Origin of the sequence: Thiomicrorhabdus sediminis, assembly GCF_005885815.1 — a bacterium.
GTDB lineage: Bacteria > Pseudomonadota > Gammaproteobacteria > Thiomicrospirales > Thiomicrospiraceae > Thiomicrorhabdus > Thiomicrorhabdus sediminis.
Map to the genome: position 1 here is coordinate 1,035,293 of NZ_CP040602.1, position 22,888 is coordinate 1,058,180.

The window sequence follows — 22,888 nt, forward strand, 5'->3', positions numbered from 1 at the left end:
TGAGTAAAAAGCGCCAAAGTTCATTCTGAGCTTTGGCGTTTTGATTTCTGATAGAAAAAATATAAAAGCGCTAGGTACTATGCAGGGTCATAGTGCTGGCTATGTTTGAGTTAGCGACACAACAAAGGTTGAAGTGTATGCAAAAACATCCAATGACAAAAGAAGGTGCTGATGCACTGCAAGCGGAATTGAATAAACTAAAAAAAGAAGAGCGCCCGCGTATTTCCGAAGCAATTGCCGTCGCCCGTGACCACGGTGATTTGAAAGAAAATGCCGAGTATCATGCTGCGCGTGAAGAGCAGGGCTTAGTTGAAGCGCGTATTAATCAGATTGAGCACATTTTATCGTTGGCGCAAGTGATTGATATCACCAAGTTACCGCAAACCGGAAAGATCGTATTTGGTTCTACGGTAACGGTGGTTAACTTGGATACCGATGATGAAATCACCTATAAGATTGTCGGTAATGAAGAATCTGATATCAAAGCCAATAAGATCTCGGTCAACTCTCCAATTGCGCGTGCTTTGGTCGGCAAGGAAGAGGGCGACGAGGTTGTGGTCCAGGCGCCAGGCGGAAATATTGACTATGAGATTGTTGAGGTTCAATATATCTGATAGTCGATAACAGAGAGCCAAGCGTTTAGAGAGCTAGGCTCTTTTGATATGGCGGTCAAATAAGCCGAAGTTTAGCTTCGGCTTTTTTGTTTCTGGTGATCATAAGCTAACAGATGGCAAGGTGATACGGATGATAAAAAATACCTGTTTTTATTGGCAAGCGCAGTTTAAAGTCTCTCTGATTTTAGCGCTGCTATTGATGGTGCTCGGTTATGTGGTTACGCCGATTTTATTTGCCAGTTTTAATGAACGCCAGGCCGGTGAGTTTGCCGCTGTTTTGTTTAATCTGATAGCAGTGGTGACTGTCCTGCTATTGTTAGGATTGTTGGTTATCGCCTTTAAGCTTCGATTGGTTTCACTTAAAACGCATTGGTCTGCGGGGTTGGCTTTTATGCTAATGCTCAGCTTACTGTTTTATTTTGCGCCGGAAATGGCTTCGATCAAAGTACAAAATTCCATGCAAAATTTAAGGGAATCGCTTGACTGGCCTAGGTTTGCCGCTTTGCATGGAATTTACCAGTTAGGCTATCTTGTTGTTATTGCTATGTTAATTTTGCAAACCTGGCAAAGTCGTAAAATGATTGAAAAAAGCTGTGCCTAGGGATAAAAAATATTTATAAGCATTTGCTTATTTTCTAACCCCTTTAGGCTTGCAATTTGTTGCGAAAAACGTCAGAATTGAATGGTTAAACGACAAATTAAAACCTCGGAGTTTATTTTAATGAAACAGTTAACACTAAAAGCATTATTCATTTCTGCTATCGCGGCAATGTCTATGAACACACAAGCAGCAGACGATGTATACGGTCAGTGTATCGCTGATGCTGAAACAGTAATTTCAGTAGCTAAGAAAGATGGCGGTACAGCTGCACGTGAAGTTGAGCAGAAAACAGATGTAGCTCAATGTATGGCTGAGCTAGCTAAGATTGAAGCTAAATACGGTGACAAAACTGTTGCTAGAAACCCATCTTCAGTAATGACTCCAGAAGATCGTGCAGCTTGGGCTAAGCTTTTCGACGCTATCGATGCTAAGCAGTACAAAGGTGTTCCATACCTACAGGCTGTATACTACCGTTAATTGGTGGCTATTTAGTCTAAGAAAAAACCGGCTCTTAGCCGGTTTTTTTGTTTATAAGGAATTTTATTATGACGCACAATCTTTTTCAGTCTGTTTATGACTGCTTGATGGAACCGGATATTGACCGCAAAATGCAACAGCTATCGGAACTGTTGAATCTCTGGTCGGAGCAACAATTCAGTTTCGATAAGCTCGATGTGATTCATCGCATTGCCGAACCTGGCAGACCGGAAAAGCCGATTTTGGTGTCGCCAAAAGATTTACCGCGCCGTCGCTTAGGCTCCGAGGAAGGCCATGCGGCTTTAATGCATTCGATTGCGCATATCGAATTCAACGCCATCAATCTCGCGCTTGATGCGGTTTATCGTTTTCAGGATATGCCTGAACGGTATTATGGTGATTGGTTGGGCGTGGCTGGTGAGGAATCGTTTCATTTTCAGATGATTCGTGAACATCTGGCGCATCTTGGCTATGAATACGGAGATTTTCCGGCCCATAACGGGCTTTGGCAAACCACCTATGAAACCGATCATGACCCGCTGGTACGCATGGCGTTAGTGCCCAGAACATTGGAAGCGCGAGGTTTGGATGTGACGCCGCCAATGATCAATAAATTACGTTCTATCGGTGATAAGCGCGGCGTGGAAATTCTAAAAATTCTGCTGCGAGATGAAATCGGTCATGTCGAAGTCGGTACTCGCTGGTTCCGCTATCTATGCGAGCAACAGAACCTGAATCCTTTTCAGCAGTTCCAGCATATTATCGAGCACTATTATCATGGTGATCTGAATGGCCCTTTTAATTATGAGGCGCGTCAGCAGGCCGGTTTTTCCGATGATGAAATTGCCTGGTTGAAAACACTGTAATGAGAGAGAGTCAAAGCTCAACCTTACTGAGCGATAAGCAGCGACAACGTATTCAATTGCGCCATAAGCATTCAATCGAACGCTTTGGTTATAGTGCGCAGGCGTTGCTTTGGAGCAGTAAAGAGGTGCAGTTCAAGCGCTTTGAGGTGTTGTCTCAGGTCTTGGCAGAGGGTGGCGATACCGTTTCCGTACTCGATGTCGGTTGTGGTTTTGCCGATCTGTATGATTATTTGCTTGCGCAAGGATTCGCAATCGATTATCAAGGCATAGATTTATCGGCGGATATGGTACAAAGCGCCAAGTTCCAGCATAAAACCATCAAGGTCGAGCAGGGCGACCTATTCGATTTCAATCCTGCAGAGCAAAGTTACGATTATATATTGCTATCCGGTGCTTTGAATGAGGTGGTTGAATCCACAACTGAACAAGAGACCGAATCAAGCGGTGAATATGCCAAAGCGGTGATTAAGCGAATGTACCAGAGCTGTCGCAAAGCGGTAGCGTTTAATCTGTTGGATGCTCGCCATGAATGGATTAGGTCACGCGTTGATCTACAAAGTTTTAAACCGGAAGAAATTGTCGAGTATTGCCGGATTTTTGCTGATAAAGTCACTTGGCAGGACGATTATCTGGATAATGATTTTACGGTATTTCTTTATAAGGATTGAATCACTATGATACGTTTGGGTGTGGATTTAGGCGGCACTAAAATAGAAATCATCGCTTTATTAGTCGATGAATCGCAGCCATTGCACAAAGCCCAAGAGGTGTATCGCAAACGTATCGATACGCCGCAAGGTGATTATCGGGCAACGCTGAACGCCATTACTCAACTGGTTTTGCAAGCCGAACGTGATCTGCATAACCATGATGAGTTCGATATGAAAGGGATGCAGACGCGAATCGGTATCGGTATTCCCGGAGCCATCTCATCGAAAACCGGTCTGATTAAAAACGCCAACTCGGTCTGTTTGATTGGTCAGGATTTACAGGGCGATTTGCAACGAAGTTTGCGCCAGACGGTACGCCTGGCGAATGATGCCAACTGTTTTACCCTATCAGAGGCCACCGATGGTGCCGCGCAAGGGTTTAATAGTGTATTCGGTGTCATTATAGGTACCGGTTGCGGTGGTGGCATGGTGCTCAATGGTGAGATTCTCAATGGTGCCAATGCCATCGGTGGAGAATGGGGGCATAACCCGTTGCCTTGGGCAACAGCAGACGATACTCCTTTAGAGTGTTACTGTGGGCTCAAGGGCTGTTTGGAGACCTATGTGTCCGGCTCGGGTTTGCAACGTCATTACCAACAGCGTCAAAACCAGTCTTTAAATGCCAAGCAGATCGAGCAATTGGCTCTGGATGGTGATGAGCACGCCAATCAGCTGTTAGAGGACTATTGCGTTTGGCTGGCAAAAGGTCTGGCGAGCGTGGTCAATATTTATGATCCGGAAGTTATTGTACTTGGCGGCGGCATGTCGAATCTGGATCTGATTTATCAGCGTGTGCCGCATATCTGGCAGCAGTGGATATTTAGTGATGAGGTCAATACTTTATTGAAGCCGCCGATGTATGGCGACTCCAGTGGTGTCAGGGGAGCCGCCTGGTTGTAGAGCGGATTACTGTTTTTCGCTATCGGCAGTATTATCACTGCGCTTGTAACCGTAAATCATCGCTCTGGGCAGGTTCTGTTTTTCATGTACGCTGCTAAATAGCACTCCAGCAATATGCAGCAATACCAGAAATACGCTGAAGTTGGCAAACAACTCGTGGATTTCTTCGAGCCATTCGTTTTCATCGTCTTCTTTGCCCTTATGTTCTTCATGCTCATCGTCATCCGCTTGCGCATCGCTGATCAGGTTCGGCGCTTGTAATTCGAGAGTTTTAATCGAAGCCAAAGGCCCGTGACCTTGTTCTCCGTAAACCATTAACCCGGTCACCCCCGTTACGCTAATGCTGCTTAATAGAGCAATGACCATCCAACCCCCCAGCGGGTTATGTCCTATGTAGTGTTTGGCTGTGCCCCCAAGTACACTTTTGGCGTAATTGATGGTGGTTGTTGGAGAATAGATAAATTGACTGAAACGGGCATATTTCGAACCGATGAGCCCCCAAATAAGCCGTAATGTGATTAAGCTCAAAATCACATAACCGGAATAAGCATGAATCTCGTCCCATTCGTCACCACTGAGGTAGGAGATTACAAAAAATGTCACTAGGGACCAGTGAAAGGTTCTCACAAATAGATCCCAAACCTTAACTTGATTGTCAGCTGTCATTTCAGTTCTCCTTTTAACAAAGACGGTTGGCCTAACCCGCAGATAATAGATAGTTTTGTAGAACATAGCCGGTTAAAAAAGCCAAGCTGGCAGCACTGCCACCGGTCAGCAAGGTTTTGATACCGGATTTGAAGATTGGTTGGTGGACATAAAAGCCTTTGACGCTGCCAATCATAAAAAACATCATTGCCGCCAATAAGGAGCTGTAGAGAAATTGCATATGGATATTTAAACTGGTGATAAACAGCGGTATAAGTGGAATGGTTCCGACCATGACAAACGCGATGAAAGTCGCCAGGGCGGCTTGTCTGGGGGATTTATCAACGGCTTGTAAGCCATACTCTTCGCGCAGCATGGTTTCGATCCAAAGGTTATCATCGGCGGTAATGGTTGCGACAATTTCTTCCAATTGATTGCCACTAAAACCTTTTTGCGCGTAAATCTGGCGAACCTCTTCTTTTTCGCCTTCGGGAATCAGTTTGATGTGTTGGGCTTCGGTTTTTTTCAGATGTTCACGGTATTGCTGTTTGGCCTGATGGGCCTCATAGTTACTGACCGCCATACTAAAGCCATCGGCGATTAAATTGGCAAAACCGAGGATAATCGCGACTGTTGCGGAAAACCCGGCACCCACGGCTGCGGAAACTATGGCGAAAGTGGTGACACAGCCGTCAATCCCACCTAATACCGCATCAGAAAACACATTGTCCGCAGAGGTGTTTTGCAGACGTTGAGCCACCGCTTCGGGTTTGTGGCTATGTTCCAATTCGGGTGTTCGTTTTTTATCATTCATAAAATACGCTCACGGATAATGAGTTGTCTTTAAACCGATAACACATAAGGTTTCGTGTCAGTTTATATAAAAAACGTTTAAAAAACCCGACAACCTAATTTATTAAATTGCGTTTAATCAATAAAACCGGTTTTTGTTTCGTAACTTTAGCGCGATTGTTAGAATACGGCTTTAATTTTTGAATCGGTCGAGAATAGATATGAAAGACGTGCATACGCTGGAAGAGCTGGAAACGCTTAAATATGAGCAGGACGCTTTATTGGTGTTATATGGCGGTAAAGAGTGCGGTGTTTGCCACACGATTAAGCCCAAGTTGATTGAGTTGGTCAGTGAGCATTATCCGAAGATTCAGATGGTCTATATCGACTGTCATGCCGATACCGGTATCTGTTCTCAGAATTCAGTTTTCACCTTGCCGGTGGTGCAGGTGTTTTTTGGCGGGCAGCGTTTTATTGAAGAAGTGCGAAGCTTTAGCGTGCAGAAATTGGTCGATGATATCCAACGACCTTATTCTATGATGTTCGATTAAAGCCTTTTGACGATTTAGCGTTTGCCATCACCACCGGCTTTGATTAATAAAGTATCCAGCCAGCGGGTCGGTAATATACGCTTGAGAACAGCAAAGACTTTGGTGGGGACGGTGACTCTGTAACGGATTTTCGCTTTGGGTTTTTGCAGTCCGTGTATTAAGCAATCACATACCGCATCGGGACCGAGGGTAAAAGGAGCGCTCGGGCCAACCGTTTCCAAGCGCTCAATCATCGTCTGATAATTGTTGGCGTGAGCTGACTTGCGCCAGCTAATCCACTGTTTGAATTGCGCATAGGCGTTTTTTCTAAAATCTGACAGTATCGGACCCGGTTCAATCAAACTTACCTGGATATTGTCTTGTTTCACCTCTATTCGTAAGGTGTCGGCAAAGCCTTCAATGGCAAATTTACTGGCATTATAAGCACCGCGATACTGCATGGCGGCAAAGCCGAGAATGGACGAGTTATAAAAAATCTTACCGAAGCCTTGTTCGCGCATTTGCGCCACCGCCAGATTGGTCAGCTCCTGAGTACCGAATACATTGGTTTCAAATTGGTGGCGCATCGCATCACGGCTTAAATCTTCCACGGCACCGGGCAAGCCGAAAGCGCCATTATTGAAGAGCGCATCTAAGTGTCCATCGGCCAATGCTAAAGCGGCTTGAAAACCCTGCTGAATCGAATCGCTACTGGCCAGATTAATCTCTACCGCTTGCAGGCCTTGTTGCTGAAGTTTTTCTACATCCGCCGGACGGCGACAGCTGGCTATGACTTGATAACCGAGTGTTTGCAGGTGCTGGGCGCAATACAATCCAATCCCCGAAGAGCAGCCAGTGATTAAAATGGAACTGGGCGGCATTAAGCGGTGATTGATCTGGCTCATATAAAATCCTGTCTACAAAGTGATAAATGAATGACTGAGATTATAACTTAGTTGCTGGAATACTGAGTTAAACAGCGCTGTAAATTTGCAGTAGGAATAAAATTGATGGGTAAGGGCAGAGGGGGATTCGCTTCAAACCTTTGTCAGAAGTGACGGCTAAGGTATTGAAGCGAAAAGAAATGGTATCAAATCAGCCGTTGAATTAGCTTTGTTGTTCAGCTTGAGCGGCAGCTAGATCCGCGTGAACTTTTTCCATATCCAGTTTGATTAATTCGCCAATTGCTTCTTCAAATGCATTGCCAGGAATTGCGCCTGGGTTTGAGAAAACCACGACTTTTTCACGCATAAATACCAAGGTAGGAATTGAACGAACCTGGAACATATTGGCCAGTTGTTCTTCTTCTTCAACATTGACTTTGCAGAACGCAATCTCTGGGAATTTTTCTGAAACTTCTTCAAAGACTGGGCCAAACTGTTTACAAGGACCACACCATTCAGCCCAAAAGTCGAAAATGACGATGTCATTGTTGTTAATTGTATCTTCGAATTGTTCAGTTTTTAGATTGATGACAGCCATTTGTCTTCCTTTGTTGATTTTTGGGTTGTTGGTTTATTGCACTGCTATTGCCGGGATAACGGCAGGCTTCCAATGATTTTATCGAAAGCCTGTGAGATAGATATCAGACCGAAGGATTGCCGCCTTCGGTTAATAGCGCCGGGTTCAGGTATTGTTTTAGGGTATCTTCATCAAGATCGGTCATCTCCAATGCCACCTCTAAAACAGGTCGACCACTGGCATAGGCCTCTTTGGCAATGGCAGCGCCTTTCTCATAGCCTACCACAGTGTTAAGGGCGGTTACCAATATTGGGTTAACATCAAGTGCTTTTTTGATATTGTCCTGATTGACGCTAAAGCCTTTGATTGCCAAGTCGGCCAGCTGAACCGCGCTGGTTGAGGCAATGTGCAGGCTTTGCGACAGGTTATAAGCAACCATTGGCAGCATAACATTCAACTGGAAGTTACCCGCCTGAGCACCCACCGTGATTGCGGTGTGGTTACCCATGATCTGTGCCGCAACCATGGCAACCGCTTCCGGAATTACCGGATTGACTTTACCGGGCATAATCGAGCTGCCAGGCTGTAGTGCCGGTAATTGAATTTCACCAAGACCGGCAAGCGGGCCAGAATTCATCCAACGCAGATCGTTGGCGATTTTCATTAAGCTGGCAGCCAAGACATTTAATTGTCCACTTAATTCCAAAGCGCTGTCTTGCGAGCTTAAACCGATATAGAGGTTATTCATCGGTTTAAAATCGATATCGGTGGCCTGTTTCAAGAATTCGGCAACCTTCGGTCCAAACTCGGCTTCAGCATTGATGCCGGTACCGACGGCGGTTCCACCCTGCGGTAGCTTTTGAATACGTTTCTGACACTCCAGCAGGCGCTCGATATTGTCATCGATTTGCGCGCGCCAAGCGGAAAGTTCCTGGCTGAATTGAATCGGCATCGCATCCATCAGGTGGGTACGTCCGGTTTTCACAATGCCTGCCAGTTCCTGTTCTTTATCAGCCAGGGTAGAGCTCAGATGTTTTAGTGCCGGAAGCAATTGATTTTCTATCGCCAGTGCCGACGCCACGTGAATCGCCGTTGGAATGACATCATTCGAACTTTGGCTCATATTGATGTCGTCATTCGGGTGCACTTTGGTGCCGGTAAGCTGTTCGGCCAGATGAGACAGCACTTCATTGGCATTCATATTGGTACTGGTACCGGAACCGGTTTGAAACACATCGACAGGGAAGTGTTTCAGGTAATCACCATCAATCACCGCCTGCGACGCTTTTTCTATGGCCTCGGCCCGATCCTCGGACATTAGGCCTAATGCTTGGTTGGCTTGGGCGCAGGCTTTTTTAACATGACATAACGCCTTGATAAAACTTTCCGGCATCGGCATGCCGCTGATGGGAAAGTTATTGACCGCTCTTTGGGTTTGCGCGCCATATAAAGCATCGGCAGGTACTTCCAAGGTGCCCATGCTGTCTTTTTCAATTCTAAATTCTGTAGCTGTATTTTGAGACATAACCGCTGTATTCTTTTAATTGTGTCCGTCGAGTCAATCGAGGAAAGGAGTGCTAAATACGCCTGTGCAGAGTTAAATCATGGTTAAATAAACTCAGGCAAAAATTTTAGAGATATTTTACGCACTTTTGGGATAAAAATACAGGGATCAATCCAACCTATCAGCTATGAGAATTCCACGTAATATTTTGGCAAATCAGGTGTTTCACCATAGTTACTGGTGGACCTATTGTGTTCGAGACGGTAAGGAAGAGTTTGAAGTCTCTGAGCCGTTCACCGCTCTGATTCAGCAAAAGCCGCATACTTTAGAGCAGTTTTTCAATGTCTTGGAATGGCCGATGGTGCGCCATAAATTAAGCGAAGCCTTGCAAAAAAAGAATAAAAGCGAACTAGATATTCGTTTTATGACCACCTTCGATATTGGGGTTGAGCAGCGATTTTTCCAGAATTCCTTGCATATTATCGAGCAGAATGGTGTCGATGTGATTTGGGCGCAAGCCGTGGAAATCACCGAAATGGCGCGTTTTGAGAAAGAGATGGTTGATGCGCAGGGACGCTTGAGTGTGCAGCAGATTCAAGAGCAGCAAAACTTCCTGCAAGAGCAGAACAACCTGATCAGTTCATCTTACGATAAGCAGTCGCGTTTTTTAGGTTTACTCAGTCATGAATTGCGTTCTCCATTGTTAGGAATTCGCAGCCTGGTTAAACGTATCAAAGACAATCATCAGGTTTCCGATGACGTTCTTTTGATGCTTGCAACCATCAATATGACCGCCGAGCAGGCAAATTATCTGGTCAATGATATTTTGACCTATTCACAGACCCAGTTCGGCGCGGTAAGTCTCAGGCCTGTGAAAACCTCACTGGCGGAGTTGTTAAGCAATGTTAAGCGCCTGACCCAATCAATCGGTGCGGATAAGGGACTGATGATTGCATTGACGCAAATCAATCGTCACAACTGGGTCTATGTTGATAGTGTGCGCTTGACTCAGGTACTTATCAATCTGATTATCAATGCGATTAAATTCACCCAGTATGGCGGCGTCAATATCGAAGTCAGTGAACCGCATACAGGTGTGTTCCATTTTAAAGTGACCGACTCGGGAGAGGGGATCTCCGCAGAGGTTCAGCAGTCTATTTTTGAGCCTTTTGCGCAGATAGAAAGCAATGTCGGAGAAAGCAATACACGCTCTCTTGGCGCCGGTTTGGGGTTGTTTGTGGTCAAAGAGCTGGTTGCTTTGATGGGAGGGGATATTCGCGTTTCCTCAAAACCGGAAGTCGGCACCAGTTTCGAATTTGACCTAAAACTCGAATTGATGGATTCAGCCGAAATCGAATTGTTAGAGCAAGCCGAGCAAGATAAGCCGGTTGAGACTGAAACCTTGTCTGCTAAAGTGAAACCGATTGCGGCTTTCAAGCCACAGCAAAGTTCGGCGCAATCGCCATCTGAACCAACCGGCAAACAACAAAGGCCTCCCAAGACAAAAATCCTGATTGCCGATGATTCCGGTATCAACCGCATGGTATTGGCAGGTTATCTACACGATCTGCATTGTGATGTTTATGAAGCGGCCGATGGACGTCAGGCTTGGGATCTGTTCCAGCAAGGTGAGTTTGATTATGTGTTGTTGGATATTCAAATGCCGATTATGGACGGTTTACAGGTCGGGCAAAAAATTCTCCATGCAGATAAATCACTGAAAAAACGTCTCAAAGGGGTTTTTGCGATTACAGCAGGTGGCGAGACATCGGCTTTTGGCGATGAAGCCAAAAGCCCAAGTGAATACGGGTTTGACCGATGGTTAATCAAGCCGGTAGGAAAAGAACAGATCATTGAATTGATCAGCGAGAATTTCCGTAAAAAAGGTTCCAAGACAATCATCAAGCGGAGTGACTCTGAACTTAAAGCTTCTGGAGCATCTAATCAAGACTTGATTTATCACCCTAGCGATATTCCGCGGCAGTTTGAAAGCCTGATTCCTCGATTTATTGATGAGATGAAGCAAAGCCTTGAATTGCTATTGCAGTATAACGCGCAGAACGAAACAGAAAGCATAAAAAAAATGGCGCACTACCTGAAGGGTAATTGCATGCTGTTTCAGCTGGAAAACTGGAGTATGCAATTAAAAACATTAGAAAATTTGCAATCAAAGCAAGCAAAAACGCGGGTAAAAACAGGTGAAGAAATTATCACTAATCTGCTTGAAGCGGTGAAATTTCTTGAGAAGTCGTTATGAATTAGTCATAATATGTGTAGGGATAAATTACAACTCCTTATTTTATAAGTAAAATTAACAGGTTAGGTGGCGACGAATATGTCAGAAAAAATCACTGTACTATTGGCTGAAGACCATGCGCTTGTTCGCGCAGGTTTCAAATCTATTCTTGAAAATGATAGCGACTTTGAAGTTGTTGCTGAAGCAGAAGATGGCCTTGAGTGTTTAGAGCTTATTCGTGCTAAGTCGCCAAATGTGGTGTTACTTGACTTGTCTATGCCCAAGCTAAGTGGCCTAAACGCCATTACGCACATTCAAAAACGTTATTCTGAAACCAAGGTTATTGTTTTAACCGCGGCGGAAACTTTGAATGTTTGGCGAGAAGTGTTGGATATGGGAATTGATGGTCTAGCAATGAAATCGGTTTCACCAGATGAGTTGGTAGCCGGTATTAAAAAGGTCATGGCTGGTGAGACCTTTATCCACTCTGAAATCAAACCGATTTTGGATGCGGAAAGCGATCTTAATAGCAAACGTCTGTCTGTTCGTGAAAAGCAGGTGGTGAAGCTGGTCGCGGAAGGTTATAAGACCAAAGAGATTGCAGAAATGCTCGATATTAGTGATCGTACCGTTTCAAAACACCGTGAAAACCTAATGACCAAAATGGGCATTACTTCAACAGCTGAGTTGACCAACTATGCGAATGAGTCTGGTTTAACTAAGGTAGGATTGGAAGAGATTGAATAACTCTTAAAGTTCAGAGTCAGAAAAAGGCGCCAATTGGCGCCTTTTTTGTTTTTAATCCACTCTGTCTTAAGCAATGACTAGGATTTATCTTCCGTTGTTGCAACCGATTCTGTTTCAGTCGCTACGGTTGTCTCTGCACTATTGTCTAGTGTGGGTTCAATTCCTAAAAACTGGTTTCTAAAAATCGTCAATCGATCCTGTAGTAAGCCATAGGTTCTGTCGATATTATTGGCGACTTCGCCTTCGAGTACATTTAAGTCTCCGAGAATATCACGTGCTTCGTCAAACCCGGAGGTTAGGCCGCCACCGACCACATCCAAAAAGTGGTTGATCAACTCTTCTCCTTCCAGTTCCGGGTTGGCTCTTTGAAAGCCCGGTAAAAACGCAATCGCACCATCGGCGATACGCTTAGCGGTATTTTCCGGAGTCCAGTAATCCAAGCCACCCTGTGACTTCAAGGCCTCTTCACTAATAGGAGCCGGTTGATTTTCATTCGGTGTAATCTGCATCTGTTCGGAAAGAATTTCATTAAGCTTTTCAATGGCTGCTTGATAGGTAATCTTTAAGGTGTTTTGCTGGGTTAGCGTGCCATCTCCGAATAAATGGGCAACCAAGCTGGCTTGACGCTCATTGCGAATTTCCATCTGACTGGCTTTGATTGAGGCCTGTTCAGGCAGTTCGCGGTTTTGCTGGGCATTACTGTGAATAGCCGCTTGCTCACTGCGTTTGTTGAGAGCATGTTGCGATGGGTGAGAATAATCGTTTTGATTTTTCAGGGCGTTTAACACCCCCAATGCTTTGTTATCAATAGCCATCATCAATTCCTTTTGCTGGTCGTTATGCTCTAGCGCATTGATATTTATAGTTTTATGCTAACATGTTTAACACTGTTTTTTTCATTGTTAAAGCAAATATAGAGCTGGTAATGAGTTTATCGGCAGGATGACTGAAAAGTTAATAGCTGGATTGAAAATAATTTTCGCCTAATTTGACGACGATAGATTCAGTGCTCTTAAATACTGTCGTTTTGCCTGCCCAATAAAGCCTGTTTTTATTAGATAAATTAAGCAGAAATGGACGTTTCCTGTTATTATGCGCACTAAATTTTTTAAGCTTAACAAACGGATGGTTAGATGGAACTGAATCCAATTTACAGTCGTATTGAAGATTACCAGGCACGCAGTGATGTGCTTAGGGGGTATCTTTGACTATGAGAGCAAGGCAGAACGTTTAGAAGAGGTCTCCAAGGAGCTTGAAGACCCAAATATCTGGAACGATCCAGAAAAAGCCCAAGCTTTGGGTAAAGAGAAGTCTCAGCTGGAAAATATCGTCAATACTCTGCAAGAGTTGGCCGACGGTACCGAAGCCACCAAAGAGTTGTTGGAAATGGCAGAGATGGACGAAGACCAGGAAATGGTCGATGAAGTGGTTTCTGAATTGGACCGTTTGGGTGAAAGCCTCGATAAACTTGAGTTCCAGCGTATGTTCTCTGGCGAAATGGATGCCAATAACGCCTACTTGGAAATTCAGTCCGGTTCAGGTGGAACCGAGGCGCAAGACTGGGCCAATATGATCCTGCGTATGTATTTACGTTGGGCGGACGGTCACGGTTTTAAAGCGGAAATCACTGAAATTTCGGATGGTGATGTCGCCGGTATCAAAGGGGCAACCATCCATGTTCAGGGGGATTACGCCTATGGTTGGTTAAGAACCGAATTGGGTGTGCATCGTCTGGTGCGTAAATCGCCGTTTGATTCCAATGCCAAACGCCATACTTCGTTTGCATCGGTGTTTGTTTCGCCGGAAATCGATGACAGTTTCGAAATCGATATCAACCCGGCCGATTTGCGAATCGATGTGTACCGCGCCAGTGGTGCCGGTGGTCAGCACGTTAACCGAACCGAGTCAGCGGTGCGTATTACCCACTTGCCGACCAATACGGTTACTCAGTGTCAGAACGGTCGTTCCCAGCATCAGAACAAAGCCGAGGCGATGAAACAGTTACGCGCCAAGCTTTATGAGTTGGAAATGTTAAACCGCAGTGCGGAAAAACAAGCGTTGGAAGATTCCAAGTCGGATATCGGTTGGGGCAGTCAGATTCGTTCTTATGTATTGGATTCAGGACGAATCAAGGATTTGCGTACCGGTGTCGAAACCGGTAATACTCAGGCGGTGCTTGATGGTGCTTTGGACCAGTTTATTGTCGCCAGTCTAAAAGCCGGTATTTAATTGGCTTTTAGGCTAGAGTTTCACTAGCGAAAGCCGTAAAATATCGGCTTTAATTTCAACCGTTGGTCAGCTCAAAAAGCCAGCGGTGTGCTACAAAATTTACAGAATTTAAGAGAGAAAGTTCATGTCGGAAACACAAAATACTGTGCCTGAAGTTGATGAGAATAAAATTATTGCCGAACGTCGGGCGAAATTGACTTCACTAAGAGAAGAAGGGCACTCTTACCCTAACAGTTTCCGTCGTGAGAACAGTGCCGCCGATTTACAGGCTGAATACAGTGGTTTTGAGAAAGAGGCGTTGGCTGAGATGGAGCCGGTACGTGTTAAGGTTGCCGGTCGTATGATGTTGCGTCGTATTATGGGTAAGGCCAGTTTTGCGACTTTGCAAGACCACACAGGCCGTATCCAGGTCTATGTGACTCGTGATGAATTGCCGGAAGGTTTCTATAACACTCAATTCAAGAAATGGGATTTGGGTGATATTATCGGTGCCGAAGGTTACCTGTTCAAAACCAATACTGGTGAGCTGTCTATCCATGTTGAAAGCATCGAGTTGATTACCAAATCGATCCGTCCATTACCGGATAAGTTTCACGGTCTGCAAGACCAGGAAATGCGATACCGCCAGCGTTATGTGGATTTGATCGTTAACCAGGAAAGCCGCGAAACGTTCATGCTGCGTTCAAAAATCGTCCAGCACGTGCGTAACTTCCTAATCCGTAAAGAGTTTATGGAAGTGGAAACGCCGATGATGCATGTTATCCCCGGGGGGGCCACAGCCAAGCCGTTTGCCACACACCACAATGCTTTGGATATGCCATTGTTCTTGCGTATCGCGCCGGAACTTTATCTAAAGCGTCTGGTTGTTGGTGGCTTTGAGCGTGTTTTCGAAATCAACCGTTCTTTCCGTAACGAAGGGCTATCGACGCGTCACAATCCGGAGTTCACTATGGTTGAATTCTACGCGGCCTATACCGATTACCACCAGTTGATGGACTACACCGAAGAACTGTTGAAAGAATTGGCAGAACTGGCTCTGGGTTCAACCAAGGTGCCATACCAAGGTCAGGAGTTCGATTTCGGTAAGCCGTTCGCACGTTTAACCATGAAAGATGCGATCATGCAGTACAACCCAGATATCACTGCTGAGCAGTTGGATTCACTTGAGTCTGCAACGGCAATCGCACAGTCTTTGCATATTAAGCTACCGGAAGGTGCTGGCCTTGGCAAGGTAATGACCGAGATCTTTGAGGAGACCGTTGAAGAAAAACTGATGGATCCGACTTTCATTACCGAGTATCCGGCGGAAGTTTCTCCATTGGCGCGTCGTAATGATGAAAACCCGTTTATCACCGACCGTTTCGAACTGTTTATCGGAGGTCGTGAATTGGCTAACGGTTTCAACGAGTTGAACGATGCTGAAGATCAGGCAGAGCGTTTCAAGGCTCAGGTAGAAGCTAAAGATGCCGGTGATGATGAAGCGATGCACTTCGATGAAGACTACATCACCGCGCTAGAGCACGGTATGCCACCAACAGCGGGTGAAGGTATCGGTATCGACCGTTTGGTGATGCTATTCACCGATTCGGCCTCTATCCGTGATGTTCTATTGTTCCCGCATATGCGTCAAAACTAATTTCCTCGCCGATTTAGTTTACACAAAAGCCACTTTCTTAAAGTTAGGAAAGTGGCTTTTTTATTTGTAAATGCAGAGAGTTATAAGAGCTTGTTATGTTGCAGATTGTATTAACCGATTATCAAGAACCGAATCGTTCATTGATGAATCAAATCCGCTTTACGGTTTTCTGTGACGAGCAGGGCGTTGATCCGGCTTTAGAGTTGGATGAGTTTGATGAAGTGTCTATTCATGCCTTGGCTTTTGTCGATGGTAAGCCAGTCGCTACAGGGCGAATGCAAGACGACGGACATATAGGTCGTATTGCGGTATTGAAGGCGTATCGTGGTCAGAACATTGGTTCGGCGGTGATGAATGCTTTAATTGATCAGGCTAAGAAAAAAGGACTTGATAGAGTCTATCTTGGTTCGCAATTAACTGCCATACCATTTTACCAAAAGCTTGGTTTTGCAGAGTATGGTGATATTTTTCTGGATGCGGATATTGAGCATAAGCATATGGAACTGGTTTTCTAAAGCCAATAAAAAACCCGCATTAAGCGGGTTTTTTATTTATCTGTTGAAAAAGAATTATTCTTCTTCTGTCACCAGATAAGGTAAGGGTTCAATACTGACTTTAGCGCCGTTTTCGCTTGTTAAGTCACCGGTCGCACCTTCCAGTGATTTTAAGGTGCCAACCGCCAAGCATAGGGTGCCGGTGAAGATGTCGCTGCTGGCGTTTAAAACGGTCAGCTTGTGAGTCTTGTCGGCTTCATCCTTAAGCTCCAAGCTATCGCCCGGATTTAGGTCTAGGTTTTCTGCCAGATGAAGGCGTAAAGTACGTTTGGTGACCTTGCCGCGGTAGTGAATACGGGCAATAATCTCTTGTCCCGGGAAACAGCCTTTCTGGAAGTTGATGGCATCCAATTTATCCAGGTTGAGGAACTGTGCAGTGAATTGCCCTGTAGTGGCTTCGGTGATGTGAGCGACACCGCTGGCGATATCGAGTAAACGCCAGTCATAGCTATTGGTGACATCACTGTTATCGCGGATTTTTTTCCACGCTTCTTTCATCTGCTCAGCAGGGCCGAATAGCGCATATTTGTGGTAAGGACCCGGTACCTTGATAACCAAAACATCTTTCATATGACGGCTTGAGATAAAGCCGGATTCGAAGTCGTGCTTAACCTTGGTGTTTAAGCGGCGCTGGATATCCAGGTCACCAAACTCTCCGGCAAAACCGATGTGGATCAGCTCCTGTGAAACTTCAGTCAGTTGCACATCGGAACGCAAGACAAACATCTGCAGGCGCTTGAGAATCGGTTCACGCAAAGAGCCGTCAAAGCTTAGATAAAAATCACCTTGGTATTTAAATACCAAAAAGTCTGCCAGCACATTACCTTGCGGATCGCAGTAAGCGGAAATCTGTGCGTGGTGATCATCGACCTTGTTAATGTCACTGGTTAACTGCGCCTGCAAAAACTGTTGCGCTTCAGAACCTGCCACCTTGATCAAGGCTTGGTGGGTCAGGCTGGTAACCACAGGCCCGTTTTTAATGAGAATACGCTCTAGTTCGGCATGACCAAAAGTGGTGATTTTGCCGTGTTCGTCAAATTGTGCATTTTGTTCGGCCAGATGTTCTGCCCAGATTGGATCTAGTTGCGTATTTGCTGTCATGTTTGTAGACCTTTTGAAGACCATTAGGATTACGATTTTTTAATTTGTGCGTGATGATACCTAACTGACGTTAAATAACAAGTTATCTATCTTTAAGTCGTTGCCGTTTCATCATTTTGTAGAATTTTTTATAGGGATAAAATATTTTTTCTCAAGAGTTTGAAGGCATTTAGTTGTCATGTCGGTTTAAATTTCATTGAATTTAATGGGTGTACTCAGTAATATGGATAAATATTATTTGACGGCTTTGCCAAACAGAAAACTAGCCCTAGGCTTAATTGGACAATAGTGGCGTCAAGTTCTGGTTTTATTATGGAGAATGCTTGTGGCAACGACTAAGCAAGAGTTTTTGACCTTTATCTTGGGTAAAGAAGAGTTCGGTGTAGAGATTCAGCGAGTTCAGGAAATCCGTGGCTGGGAAAAGCCGAGACCTTTACCTAATGTACCGGTTTATGTAAAAGGGGTGATCGACCTGCGCGGTACGGTTGTTCCGATTATCGATTTGCGTGAACGTTTTAAGTTACCTGCCAGTTATGGCGGTACCACGGTTGTTATCGTTGTCCATGTGATTACCTCTTTGGGAGAGCGTATTGTCGGTTTGGTGGTTGATGCCGTTTCTGATGTGCACAGCTTCGATATGAGCAGTCTGCAGCCGCCACCGGATATCTCAGCGTCATTGGATAACCAGTTTATGTTGGGGTTAACCTCGATTAAGCCGGAAGAAGCGCAAAGTGCCGCCGGCAATGTCAATTCCAATGCCGAAGATAAGCCGACCAAGTCAAGAATGGTGATTCTGGTTGATTTGGATAAGTTGGCATCGGATGGTCTGATTGAAAAGATCGACGAGAATGAAGAGGATGAGAATCTGCCGGTTAGAAACGGCTAAAGTTGTTTTCTTATTCAATACAAAAAAACCGGCTTATGCCGGTTTTTTTGTCTGTCGATTGGCTTGTTGCCTAATCGTTTGAGTAGGTAACGCAGTTACGGTCGTTTTCCCAAACGGTAATGCTGTGCATGGCAACCGCGTCTGTACTGATGCGTTTATTGATTTCATCAAACAGGTAAACCGCGATGTTCTCAGCGGTAGGGTTAACTTCTTGGAAGTGCTCATGATCATTTAAAAAGCTATGATCGAGTTCTTTGATCACTTCTTTGGCGTGGCGTTTGATCTCTTTAAAATCGATAACCATACCGATCTCGTTCAGTTTTTCACCTCTGACCTGAACTTCGATTTTCCAGTTATGTCCATGCAGTTTTGCACAATCACCCGGATAACCTCTTAGGCTATGGGCGGAAGCAAAATCTAACAAGGTTTTTAAAACAAAGCGTTGAGCCATAACTGTTTCTATCTCTTAAGTAAGTCAAGCAAGCCGATTAATTTGCCAGCTTAGAATATTTAGCGCCTTATTCAACGGTTTTGCAAATGTATTGATTGGCAAGCTCTCGTCGATTGGAGTACTAAAGCATGTGTTGTCATTAAAGGCCACGGATTATAATGAAATCCACGGGGGATGCAAGTTTAAACTCCCTAAGTGGCTGAAAAATTTATTGTTTTATCGTGGTTTTTACGCTTTATTTCAAGCATCTAGCCGATCAATGATCGCGCGAGCCGATATAGTCGATCAGATCGGCAATAAATGGATGTTTGAAAGCGCTGTTGCTCAATAAGTTTTTCGCTTCATTAAGCAGCTCATCACGATACTGCTTGGCCTTGTCTAAGCCCATCAGTTTTGGATAGGTCGATTTATCGTTGAGCTGGTCGCTGCCTTGCGGTTTGCCAAGGGTTTCGGTGCTTGATTCAATGTCGATAATATCGTCGTGTACCTGAAAGGCCAGACCAATCAGCTCGCCGAGCTGCCATAAAGCCGGTTTCAGGGTCGCATAATCTTGATGATGAATGGCACCAATCAGTAAAGCACACTGGATGAGGCGGGCGGTTTTCAAAATATGCAGCGTTTTCAGCTGCTGCAGATCAACAGGCTGTTCTTCGGCACGAAGATCGAGCATCTGCCCGCCAATCATACCTAAGGGGCCACTGGTCGCGCTGAGTAGATGCAGGATTTCAACCTTGTGTTCCGCATCGAGTGTTTCATCCTCGCTGACCAATTGGAAAGCCAGGCTCTGCTGCGCATCACCAACCAATATCGCCGTGGCTTCGTCAAACTGAATATGGCAGGTTGGTTGACCTCTGCGCAGATCATCGTCATCCATCGCCGGCAAGTCGTCATGAACCAAAGAGTAGCTATGAATCAGTTCCAAAGCGGCGGCGGCACTATCGATGTATTGCAATTCAATCTGTAAAGCGTCGGCAATAGCATAAGCCAAAGCGGGTCTGACACGTTTACCATTGTTCATGGTGGCGTAACGAATCGCATCAAACAGCGGGTGTCGGTCACCGATTTGGCGTTCTGAGAATTGGCTGATGGCTCTTTCCAGAACCAGATTGATACGCATTTGATAGGCGCTTAATTGTGTTTGCAACGCTAAACTCCATTTACAATAAAAAAGGCCGTCAAAGACGGCCTTTTAAATCCAGTCAGCAATGCTGACCTGTGGGCAGATAGCATTATTTTAGCCTTTAAAGCGAGCTAAATAAATAGCCGTGGGTTGAGCGCATTGATGTAAGCTTTATAGCGCGGTTTGTGTCAGGGTTTAAAAAACAAATTTGACTATCAAGTTATTCGACTATCATTATGAAAATTAAAGCTTTAGCATTTTCTAGCCGATAATACTAATATGGTATGGTGAATATATGGGTTATCGAACGTTTTTCGATGAACGCTCTATAACCGTTGCTAAAATTGGTCATTTATTTCGGCAGGTAAGCGAATGTTTATGGTTTATAGCCCAGAAGGGCAAAGCTTTATTGGCGCAGCGCAAAATCTGCCGGTATTGAAGGTGGATCCCGCTAAGCGCATTAACCGGGTGGAAGACACTGAACTGGGGGGCGTCAAGGTCGATGTTAAGGGTTCTAATAGCAGCCAGAAAAAAGAAGCCTTGAACGCCTATAAAAAGAATCAGCAAAACAGCGGTGAGCGCCGTGTCATTGTCAGAGTGGCTGAGATCATGAGCACGCCTGTCATTAGCGTTCAATCCAATGCTAGCCTGGAGAATGCTTGGGCATTGATGCAAAAGCACAATATTAAACATTTACCGGTATTGGATGTCGATTCACTGGTCGGGATTTGTTCGCAGACCGATTTGCTGGCGCGTATGCTGGTCGATCGAGACGGGCAGATAGAAGGGGTCAAACGAGAGACGGTGGCGCAGGTTATGCATCCGCAGGTCATTACCACCACTGCAGAAACCGAAATTCGCCATGTCGCCCAGGTGTTGACCGAGTTTGATGTCGATTCACTGGTGATTTTGAATGACTATCAAAAGTTACTGGGAATTGTCACCGAAAAGGATTTGATCACCCGACTGGCACAAGAACCACCCATTGAAATCTATACCTAGGATGACGCCAAAGCGCCAATATCAGCGTGCGGAGTTGTTCTTTAAAATGGTTGGGCGAGGGTTTTTCTGCAGGTGCGGATAATCCAGGTTGTAGTGTAAACCACGGCTTTCTTTACGGCGTTGTGCACTCATTACCATTAATTCGGCAACCAATACCAGGTTACGCAGTTCGAGAAGGTCACGGGTCAAGGTGTGCTGGCGAAAATATTCGTGTACTTCCTTGTGCAGGTTGCGGATACGCTGACGCGCTCTTTTCAAACGGGTATTGGTTCTGACAATACCAACATAGTCCCACATCACACGGCGCAACTCATCCCAGTCGTGGCTAACCAGAATCTTTTCCCGCGGATCGGTGATTCGGCTGGTATCCCAGGCACGAATGGGCAGGTGTTTATATTGGTTTTCCGCCAAGTCGTTATGCGCCAAGGTGTTTTCAATGCTTTTGTGCGCCATTTTGGCAAACACCAAGCCTTCGGCCAACGAGTTGCTTGCCAAACGGTTGGCACCGTGTAAACCGGTGTAAGCCGCTTCACCGATTGCATAAAGGCCGTCTAAAGTGGTTTTGCCTTCCAGGTCGGTAAGAATGCCCCCACAGGTGTAGTGCGCGGCTGGCACTACCGGGATCTGCTCTTTACTGATGTCGATGCCAACGTTTTTACAGCGCTGATAGATGGTCGGAAAGTGTGCTTTAATGAATTTGGCAGGTTTATGGCTGATATCCAAATAGACGCAGTCGATACCGTGCTTTTTCATTTCCTGGTCAATCGCGCGGGCCACAATGTCTCTCGGTGCCAAATCGGCACGTTCATCATAATCCTGCATAAAGGCGTAGCCGTTTGGTAAGCGCAAGATACCGCCTTCGCCGCGCACCGCTTCACTGATCAAAAAGGAACGGTCTTTTGGGTGAAATAGACAGGTCGGGTGGAATTGATTGAATTCCATATTGGCGACACTACAACCGGCACGCCATGCCATGGCAATACCATCACCGGTAGAGGTGTCCGGGTTGCTGGTATAAAGATAGGCCTTACTGGCGCCACCGGTTGCCAAAACGGTAAACAGAGATGAAATGGCATAGACCTGTTTTTCAGTCTGGTTCAGTGCATAGGCGCCAATACAACGGTTGCCTTTGGCGTTTTTAACCAAATCGATGCTGATATGATCGGGTAATAGGGTGATGTTTGGGTGTTCACTGACGCGTTGCACCAGTGTGCTCAGTACCGATTGGCCGGTATGATCGGCTGCGTGGATAATGCGTCGGTGACTGTGACCGCCTTCCTTGGTCAAGTGAAACGGGAATTTTTCGGCATTATCTTCATTGTATTCTTTACTGAAAGGCACACCCAGTTCAATCAGCTCTTGAATGGTCTCGGCGGCATGAGAGGCCACTACTGCAACCGCTTTCGGGTCGCACAGGCCTGCCCCGGCGGTTTGCGTATCGTCGATATGCGCTTCGATACTGTCGAACGGATCGAGCACTCCGGCAATACCGCCTTGTGCATAATTGGTGCTGCCATCGGTCAAAGAGCCTTTAGCAAGGATGGTGATTTGATGGTTTTTGGCCAATTTCAGGGCGATCGATAAGCCGGCAATGCCACTGCCAATAACAAGAATATCGGTCTGAATATGGTGCTGGTTATCTTTCAAGGTGGTGTCCTAAAATGCTAAGTCAATGAATTAGAAGAATTTGCGTGAGTGAATATCGGGTTGCCGTCTGCTGTGCAGCTGACTATCGTCAAACTTTATTCAGGTTTTTTCAATATCTATTCAGCTTCTTGGCTTGAAACTTCGTCTGAATAGTACCATATTATAAGCCATATTTAATG

General features: G+C 45.4%; 24 protein-coding genes. 14 read left to right on the forward strand and 10 right to left on the reverse strand.

The features are described from left to right. Positions 1–137 precede the first annotated feature (137 nt). The 6 genes from greA (at position 138) to FE785_RS04695 (ending at position 4,168) form a co-directional block, all read left to right on the forward strand. A complete protein-coding gene (gene greA / locus FE785_RS04670) occupies positions 138–614 on the forward strand; it encodes a transcription elongation factor GreA (protein ID WP_138564653.1) in 477 nt (158 codons plus the stop codon). A gap of 130 nt (positions 615–744) precedes the next feature. Continuing rightward, positions 745–1,215, forward strand: coding sequence for a DUF4149 domain-containing protein (locus FE785_RS04675; protein WP_138564654.1), 471 nt, complete (start codon positions 745–747; stop codon positions 1,213–1,215). A 120-nt stretch (positions 1,216–1,335) separates the two neighbouring features. Next, positions 1,336–1,692 (forward strand): hypothetical protein, encoded by a 357-nt coding sequence (locus FE785_RS04680; protein ID WP_138564655.1) that lies wholly within the window; start codon positions 1,336–1,338, stop codon positions 1,690–1,692. Between the two features lie 68 nt (positions 1,693–1,760). Then, a complete protein-coding gene (locus FE785_RS04685) occupies positions 1,761–2,558 on the forward strand; it encodes a ferritin-like domain-containing protein (protein ID WP_238696373.1) in 798 nt (265 codons plus the stop codon). Then, positions 2,558–3,226: a class I SAM-dependent methyltransferase gene (locus FE785_RS04690; RefSeq protein ID WP_138564656.1), complete on the forward strand. Its 669-nt coding sequence runs from the start codon at positions 2,558–2,560 to the stop codon at positions 3,224–3,226. Before FE785_RS04685 ends, FE785_RS04690 begins: the two co-directional genes overlap by 1 nt. Before the next feature lie 6 nt (positions 3,227–3,232). After that, a complete protein-coding gene (locus FE785_RS04695) occupies positions 3,233–4,168 on the forward strand; it encodes an ROK family protein (protein ID WP_202978326.1) in 936 nt (311 codons plus the stop codon). 6 nt (positions 4,169–4,174) lie between these two features. Here the strand turns inward: FE785_RS04695 and FE785_RS04700 are convergent, their stop codons facing one another. Both FE785_RS04700 and FE785_RS04705 read right to left on the reverse strand, forming a co-directional pair. Further along, entirely contained in the window at positions 4,175–4,834 is a 660-nt protein-coding gene (locus FE785_RS04700) for a cytochrome b/b6 domain-containing protein (protein WP_138564657.1), read from the reverse strand. A 31-nt stretch (positions 4,835–4,865) separates the two neighbouring features. Next, a complete protein-coding gene (locus FE785_RS04705; protein WP_138564658.1) occupies positions 4,866–5,627 on the reverse strand; it encodes a VIT1/CCC1 transporter family protein in 762 nt (253 codons plus the stop codon). A 199-nt stretch (positions 5,628–5,826) separates the two neighbouring features. On the opposite strand from FE785_RS04705, the gene FE785_RS04710 reads away from it, so the two are divergent. Continuing rightward, the gene (locus FE785_RS04710) at positions 5,827–6,156 is read left to right on the forward strand and encodes a thioredoxin family protein (protein WP_138564659.1); all 330 of its coding nucleotides are present in this window, start codon (positions 5,827–5,829) and stop codon (positions 6,154–6,156) included. A 14-nt stretch (positions 6,157–6,170) separates the two neighbouring features. Here the strand turns inward: FE785_RS04710 and FE785_RS04715 are convergent, their stop codons facing one another. The 3 genes from FE785_RS04715 to FE785_RS04725 form a co-directional block, all read right to left on the reverse strand. Further along, positions 6,171–7,040 (reverse strand): SDR family NAD(P)-dependent oxidoreductase, encoded by an 870-nt coding sequence (locus FE785_RS04715; protein WP_238696375.1) that lies wholly within the window; start codon positions 7,038–7,040, stop codon positions 6,171–6,173. 202 nt (positions 7,041–7,242) lie between these two features. After that, positions 7,243–7,617, reverse strand: coding sequence for a thioredoxin (gene trxA, locus FE785_RS04720; protein WP_138564660.1), 375 nt, complete (start codon positions 7,615–7,617; stop codon positions 7,243–7,245). Between the two features lie 103 nt (positions 7,618–7,720). Beyond that, positions 7,721–9,121, reverse strand: a complete 1,401-nt coding sequence (locus tag FE785_RS04725; RefSeq protein WP_138564661.1) for a class II fumarate hydratase — start codon at positions 9,119–9,121, stop codon at positions 7,721–7,723. A gap of 166 nt (positions 9,122–9,287) precedes the next feature. Between FE785_RS04725 and FE785_RS04730 the strand changes: the two genes are divergently transcribed. Together FE785_RS04730 and FE785_RS04735 are read left to right on the forward strand one after the other, a co-directional pair. After that, positions 9,288–11,357: an ATP-binding protein gene (locus tag FE785_RS04730; protein ID WP_138564662.1), complete on the forward strand. Its 2,070-nt coding sequence runs from the start codon at positions 9,288–9,290 to the stop codon at positions 11,355–11,357. A 78-nt stretch (positions 11,358–11,435) separates the two neighbouring features. Beyond that, a complete protein-coding gene (locus FE785_RS04735; protein ID WP_138564663.1) occupies positions 11,436–12,083 on the forward strand; it encodes a response regulator in 648 nt (215 codons plus the stop codon). Between the two features lie 77 nt (positions 12,084–12,160). Here FE785_RS04735 and FE785_RS04740 read toward each other — a convergent pair whose 3' ends face one another. Then, a complete protein-coding gene (locus tag FE785_RS04740) occupies positions 12,161–12,898 on the reverse strand; it encodes a DUF5610 domain-containing protein (RefSeq protein WP_168188912.1) in 738 nt (245 codons plus the stop codon). A 318-nt stretch (positions 12,899–13,216) separates the two neighbouring features. Here FE785_RS04740 and prfB point away from each other — a divergent pair. The 3 genes from prfB (at position 13,217) to FE785_RS04755 (ending at position 16,463) form a co-directional block, all read left to right on the forward strand. Then, positions 13,217–14,312 (forward strand): peptide chain release factor 2 gene (prfB, locus tag FE785_RS04745; protein ID WP_138564664.1). Its coding sequence is split into 2 segments (ribosomal slippage): positions 13,217–13,288 and positions 13,290–14,312, totalling 1,095 coding nucleotides; the frame shifts between segments, so codons are not numbered across the junction. A gap of 124 nt (positions 14,313–14,436) precedes the next feature. Next, a complete protein-coding gene (gene lysS, locus FE785_RS04750; RefSeq protein WP_138564665.1) occupies positions 14,437–15,948 on the forward strand; it encodes a lysine--tRNA ligase in 1,512 nt (503 codons plus the stop codon). Between the two features lie 95 nt (positions 15,949–16,043). Next, the gene (locus FE785_RS04755; protein WP_138564666.1) at positions 16,044–16,463 is read left to right on the forward strand and encodes a GNAT family N-acetyltransferase; all 420 of its coding nucleotides are present in this window, start codon (positions 16,044–16,046) and stop codon (positions 16,461–16,463) included. A gap of 54 nt (positions 16,464–16,517) precedes the next feature. On the opposite strand, the gene ygfZ is transcribed toward FE785_RS04755, so the two are convergent. After that, positions 16,518–17,603: a CAF17-like 4Fe-4S cluster assembly/insertion protein YgfZ gene (gene ygfZ, locus FE785_RS04760; RefSeq protein ID WP_138564667.1), complete on the reverse strand. Its 1,086-nt coding sequence runs from the start codon at positions 17,601–17,603 to the stop codon at positions 16,518–16,520. Between the two features lie 319 nt (positions 17,604–17,922). Here ygfZ and FE785_RS04765 point away from each other — a divergent pair, with 319 nt between their 5' ends. After that, positions 17,923–18,489, forward strand: a complete 567-nt coding sequence (locus FE785_RS04765; RefSeq protein ID WP_138564668.1) for a chemotaxis protein CheW — start codon at positions 17,923–17,925, stop codon at positions 18,487–18,489. Between the two features lie 70 nt (positions 18,490–18,559). Here FE785_RS04765 and queD read toward each other — a convergent pair whose 3' ends face one another. Together queD and FE785_RS04775 are read right to left on the reverse strand one after the other, a co-directional pair. Next, complete coding sequence (gene queD, locus FE785_RS04770) at positions 18,560–18,940, reverse strand: 6-carboxytetrahydropterin synthase QueD (RefSeq protein ID WP_138564669.1); 381 nt, start codon at positions 18,938–18,940, stop codon at positions 18,560–18,562. Between the two features lie 256 nt (positions 18,941–19,196). Next, entirely contained in the window at positions 19,197–20,084 is an 888-nt protein-coding gene (locus FE785_RS04775; RefSeq protein WP_138564670.1) for a polyprenyl synthetase family protein, read from the reverse strand. Between the two features lie 348 nt (positions 20,085–20,432). Here FE785_RS04775 and FE785_RS04780 point away from each other — a divergent pair, with 348 nt between their 5' ends. After that, positions 20,433–21,062, forward strand: a complete 630-nt coding sequence (locus FE785_RS04780) for a CBS domain-containing protein (protein WP_138564671.1) — start codon at positions 20,433–20,435, stop codon at positions 21,060–21,062. A gap of 21 nt (positions 21,063–21,083) precedes the next feature. On the opposite strand, the gene nadB is transcribed toward FE785_RS04780, so the two are convergent. Next, positions 21,084–22,709, reverse strand: coding sequence for an L-aspartate oxidase (gene nadB / locus FE785_RS04785; protein WP_238696376.1), 1,626 nt, complete (start codon positions 22,707–22,709; stop codon positions 21,084–21,086). Positions 22,710–22,888 lie beyond the last annotated feature (179 nt).